A 5454-nucleotide genomic window follows, 5' to 3' on the forward strand; every position below is an offset into this window, starting at 1 on the left:
CTTCTAGAGATTGTATCTCTGCTATCCTCTTCTCGAAGTAGAAATAGTCTTGCTTAGCCCTAACACCCTTGTACAAGAGCCAAGAACCATCATCAACAACAACGCTTGCCATAACATTGATGCCAAGATCTATTGAGGCGACCCTATCACCTTTTGGAGAGGCTATCTGGATCGATTTCCTCTTACCCCTGACAATATGCCTGGCTTTATTGCCGTTTTTCGTTGTCTCTACACCGACCTCGACTGGTATGTGGGCGTACCACCTATTGACAGCCTCGTCATATATGATCTCTAATCTACCCTGCTTACCATACCACCTGATCTCCCCCACGAAATCGATCTCCATGCCGAGGTCCTTCAGGATCAGCTTCTTCCTCTCAACATCAACCACATATCGATCCTGCCTAATCACTATGATCTTCCTCCTCCCACCCTCCCTATCCTTCCAATACCCAGGCAGGCTGATCTTATTCATAAACGGTGGCAGCCTCCCCTCCTTCATAGCATTTAGCTCTGAGAAGAAGCTTGCCCAGGACTCGTTATTCTTCTGAATAACAGCCTGGGCATTAACACCGAGGATATCCCTATACCTCTCATAGTACCTCCTATATGTCCCCACGAAGTCTACCTGCTTTTTGCTGAAGAACTGCTGCCTCCTCTCATAGTTCACCTCATTATATAGCCTGGCACAGACATCAGCTAGCCACAGCAGCTTCCTATGCTGGTAACCATTTGGCAGTAGACAGACAACATTCATCCTTATATTGGAGAGGTGGGCCTCCGAGATGGTGGGTATTGCAGGGGATAATCGGCCCCCGCCCCTCATCCCAGTAGATTGACCCACAATCCCGGAAGCCCAGAGCATATACCGAAACAAAAACCTAAAAATCTAACCCCGCCTTCAAAGGCGAGGTTTGCCAACTATTTTATATCATGAACCCTATGAACTTTCCCCCTAAGCCTACTCGATATCGCATCAATCTCCTCTTCATTAATATCAATTGGAAACCCTCTGGAAACCCTCATACCAGATATTGCTGATGCTCTTAAAGCAGCGTTGAGTATACTATATCCCATAGCCATGGATCCCACTAGCGATGCTATAAATATATCGCCACATCCTGTAGGATCTCCCCTATCTGTCTCTATATATGGGGGAATATAGTACCACCCACCCCGACCTTCCTCCTCCATCTTAATTTTATATATATTTATATTGTTATTTATATGGATATATCCCCCACGAGATCCAAGTGTATATGCTGTTGCTAAAGCCCTCTCCACAATAGGGCGGATCTTCTTAAGATCCTCTACACCTCCAGTTGCAACATCTAGGATATCATCACTACTCAAGTGTATAGCTGAGACGGTAGGGATTTCATAGATATTTTTTAATATATTGTTTAGACTAATAACAACCCTCCGCCCCTCGATCTCTCTGGAGAGCCCTTGAAGATCTATGGCTATGTTTCCTAAACTAGCTATTCTTCTTATATCCTTTACTTCGACCTCCCTATATACCGGGGATATTAGGATCCATGAGTTTTTAACCAGAGGCTCTAGATCTAGTTTATCAAGCTCTATAGAGCATCCCAAATCTAGAATATCTGAATATCTTCTTCCATTGCCATCATATCTATGTCTAAATACATATATAGATCTGCAGGATCGATCTAAATTTATTAGGCTAATATTCAAGAATTTTTTAAAAACATTTTCAAATATTTTTAGCCTTTCTGGATCTATAGCTGTAATTAATATAGGCTTTAAACCCATCATAGCAAGCGTTATTCCTGCATAATAGGCTGGACCTCCAATTTTTTCATATGTTGAACCTCCGATCTCTATCTTATCTATAGTGAAGCTAGAGATCAAAACCACCTTCATCATCTAGCCTCACCATATCTTAGAAATAATTTGGATATTTACAATTAAAAGCCTCACCACCCCAGAATAAGTACTGATATTATGGAGGCATAGCCCTTCAGGGCGAGGGCTACTGGTTATCAGTAATATGTTATGTGGCTCAACAATTATATTATGGTAACTTTAAATATCTGGGATAGATGGGTGGAAAGGCAGGACACCGAGGATCTGATCAATAGGCTATATCAGAAACTATTCTACCTACCCAGGACAACGCTTCTCAGCTCTGCATATATCGTAGAGGGTCTTATAATATCGTGGCTCAACATAGGATCTTTAAAAGGCTCTCCACTCGTGGTGATCCCAACCTTTATAGGGTTTGCACTATATCTAGCACTAATCTATATAGCCTTTGTAGCTGGTGCTGCTGTTGATAGTATGAAAAAGGCTCTTGGAATAGCTGTCTTTTCCATAGCCCCATATATTGTTGTAGATCTAGTTGCGTCTCATAAGGAGAGATATTTTCTATCGTTTGCCTCCAGCTCTGGGATGATATTCTTAACACACTATATATTTAAGGGGAGGATGATTAAATCGCTATTAATAGCTATGATGTGCAGCATGATCCCCACCTTATCATCGATATTTGGATATAGATCTCTATCCATGTCCCACAATAGCCTGGCTAATCTAGGGGATATAGCTGCTATTGCCATGGTATCCATAGCATCAATAGGATCTTTTGTGGTATTTATAGCAATATTAGAGCTCGGTGGAAGGGCAAGCGGTATGAAGACCTTCGAAGTTGCTAGAGGCTTTCTCAGGGCATGGCTATTTGGGGAGACAGAGATCCTGGAGAACGTGTTTCTAAGAAACTCTGTTAAAAACAGCCTTAAGATCAGGGTTATAAGTATCTATAGAGATGGAGGAAACCCCTTACACATGGTATATCCTAGCATCCATTTCGGCCCATTTAAGAGGGTTGGCTCTTCAGATGCTGTTCATATATTCGATAGATATATTGAATCACTAGGACACAGATCTCTTGTACTACATACCATTGGAAGTCATGAGAGAAACATAGTTAAGAGAAGCTATGTTGAACAAGTAGCTAGCGAGCTTTCAAAGAAACTTGCGGAAGTGAATATTAGTGGCAATAGTTTAAAAGGGCCTATAAGGATCGAAAGCAGGTCTTGGAGGGGTATGGCATTTGGGGATGAGGGGTGTATAGCTCTTCATATATCAAGTATGAATGGATCTGATGATCTTCCAGAGTCTGTAGAGAAAATACTCTATGGAATTGAAAAGGCAAGGGGTGTTATGATAGCTACTGCCGACTCCCATAATAACTATGGAAGGGAGGAGATCGATGAGGAAGCGATAGCTGAGATCGCGGTTAACTCTATAGAAAAGATAAGGAGCCATGGAGGAGATAAAACCCTGGTGGGCTATGGAGAAGCATATGTGGAGAGACCTTGTAAGGGTATGTGTATAGGGAGGGTCAAAGCTATTGTTTTTAGAAATAGTAATGGTGACTTCGCAATGATCTACCTATACGGGAATAATATACATAAAACGGCAAGAAGAATCATAGTGGAAACAGCTATTAAAATGGGTTTCAGAGATGTTGAGGTGATCACACCAGATGATCACAGCTGTGCAGCGGAATCGCTTGGCACAGCATATACAGCTATACATCCATGCCAAGGACTTATAAATGCTATAGTTTCTGCTTTACATATAGCTCTAGAGGATCTCAGGCCAGCTAGGATAGCATGTAGAGAGTATATATGGGGTGATGCACCGTTCATGGGTAGGGTGGTGTGGAATTACTTAAAAGCCCTTGAGGTTCTAGGGCCTCTAACATCAAAGCTATGGGTTGTAACCCTAATAGTTTCAATAGCTGTTACATCAGCTATTGCCTCCCTATTCTGGCTATAAATCTCTATCGTTTTATCTATTAGATGTAAAATTATCTTTTCTCATACTTTCCTAGACTCTTTAAAATACTATCTATTAACATTAATATCTCATCGATTGTGGATCTGCAGGTGAGGATCTTATCTACGCTACATTCTAAACTTAATATAATCCTCTCCCCGGAGTATCTAATATCTATAGCCATTCCCTCGGGTATGTCTATATTATCTGGCTCTAAAGATCTTTTTATTAAAGAGGGATCTATTCCGTGTGTATCTATCTCACAATATATCTTAATACTCAAATACCAATCACACCCACAGCTTCTGGTATATCCTCTATATCATCTACGATCAATAGCCCTGATGGATAAACCTTTAATCCCCTTATACTCTGTGGATCATAGGGCCCTTCGATTGGAAATGCGTATCCCCCGCTAGTCTCGTAAACAGCATATCCCTGATAGTGGGATAGTGAGGTGAGTATCTTGTGCACAGGCCAGACTATGTTAAGGGGTATACTTGGATATGCTGTAAACATTCTACCCTTTACAGAGTATGTTGATACCTTCTTACTCTTATCAAAAATCTCAGATAGATATGCAAGGATCTCCTTTTTAACATAGATACATTTATAGGAGATAGCTGAGATCCCTGGGAGGCCTGTGGATATAAATGCAGCTATCTCGGAAGATCCTGCTTGTAGATGTCCTAAGAGGCATATATACATCTCATAGGGATCTAGGAAGGGGTAGTCCTCTCTATATATGGGCTTAAACCCTACAGATACCAATGAGACCCCCGCTATATCGTTTAAAACCTTGGAGATCTTCTTCAGAGCCTCTTTACCATCTTGAGAGGTTATCTGTGATGCTATCTCTAAAGATTTTTGCGGATTCCCACTAACATTTGGAATATATGGATCTAATGTAGTCTCTAAGATATATGCTAGATTCTCCTCAACACCGTAGCCCATGATCTTTAACCCTTCTTTAATTAAGATAGCATCGGATCCGAACATCTCTCCAAGTCCAGCTATATATCTATCCTCAACCTGTGAGAGAAGGCTTCTTGTAAAGACGCTCATATGACCGGCTACTATAGCGCTTCTAAGCTCTCTAGGCAGTTGATATAGATTGGATATGGCCTCGGCAACTTCATGGGATATGGAGGACGGTGTTTGGACAACGATCCAATCACCGATCTTTGTTAAGCCTTCCCTCCTCCTTATTATAGCCACACCACCACCTATCCTAGGGGGTCTCGAGCCTATTACTAGGGAATAGTCACCTGGATCTGCTTGGTGCAGTAGAATCGCTGGATATATCCCTGCCTCTATGTTATGTGCGCTAAGCATTCTTATAACTGTAGATGCAGCTACAATAGAATCTATATCATGTGATACATATATCTCACAATATCCATCATCTAGAACACGTTTGAAAAACTCCTGGAGAATATTCTTAGCTGTAGTCTCCACGCTAGTCGCCAAAATGGTTAGCTCCCAACCTGTCCTGCTGCCTGCTGTGCAACTATGAGCTTTGCCCTCTCTCTATCATATTCCCAATCTGGTGGTAGCTTTCCAACCCTCTTATAATATTTAACTAGCCTCCTTATCTTAGACTCGATCTCGATCAATCCTCTCTTAGAGTGGAGATCCTTTGGATGC

6 protein-coding genes are annotated in these 5454 nt (G+C 41.6%); 1 reads left to right on the top strand and 5 read right to left on the bottom strand.

The features are described from left to right. A partial coding sequence (locus tag QXE01_11430; protein MEM4971848.1) for a transposase occupies nucleotides 1–826 on the bottom strand: 826 nt, incomplete at its 3' end. Nucleotides 827–921: 95 nt separating this feature from the next. Then, entirely contained in the window at nucleotides 922–1890 is a 969-nt protein-coding gene (locus QXE01_11435) for a hypothetical protein (GenBank protein ID MEM4971849.1), read from the bottom strand. Between the two features lie 180 nt (nucleotides 1891–2070). Between QXE01_11435 and QXE01_11440 the strand changes: the two genes are divergently transcribed. Further along, nucleotides 2071–3807: a DUF2070 family protein gene (locus QXE01_11440; protein ID MEM4971850.1), complete on the top strand. Its 1737-nt coding sequence runs from the start codon at nucleotides 2071–2073 to the stop codon at nucleotides 3805–3807. A gap of 31 nt (nucleotides 3808–3838) precedes the next feature. Here QXE01_11440 and QXE01_11445 read toward each other — a convergent pair whose 3' ends face one another. The 3 genes from QXE01_11445 to QXE01_11455 all read right to left on the bottom strand — a co-directional run. Continuing rightward, a complete protein-coding gene (locus QXE01_11445; GenBank protein ID MEM4971851.1) occupies nucleotides 3839–4090 on the bottom strand; it encodes a KEOPS complex subunit Pcc1 in 252 nt (83 codons plus the stop codon). Beyond that, nucleotides 4087–5277 (bottom strand): hypothetical protein, encoded by a 1191-nt coding sequence (locus QXE01_11450; protein MEM4971852.1) that lies wholly within the window; start codon nucleotides 5275–5277, stop codon nucleotides 4087–4089. The genes QXE01_11445 and QXE01_11450 overlap by 4 nt, the downstream gene beginning before the upstream one ends. 5 nt (nucleotides 5278–5282) lie before the next feature. Then, nucleotides 5283–5454, bottom strand: a 172-nt coding sequence (locus QXE01_11455) for a 30S ribosomal protein S15 (protein MEM4971853.1), incomplete at its 5' end; no start/stop codon positions are given.

This window comes from Sulfolobales archaeon (assembly GCA_038897115.1).
Lineage (GTDB): Archaea > Thermoproteota > Thermoprotei_A > Sulfolobales > AG1 > AG1.

Excerpts from the sequence above, each read along its gene's own strand:
- QXE01_11435 (MEM4971849.1), bottom strand. The coding sequence starts at position 1,890 with ATGATGAAGGTGGTTTTGATCTCTAGCTTCACTATAGATAAGATAGAG.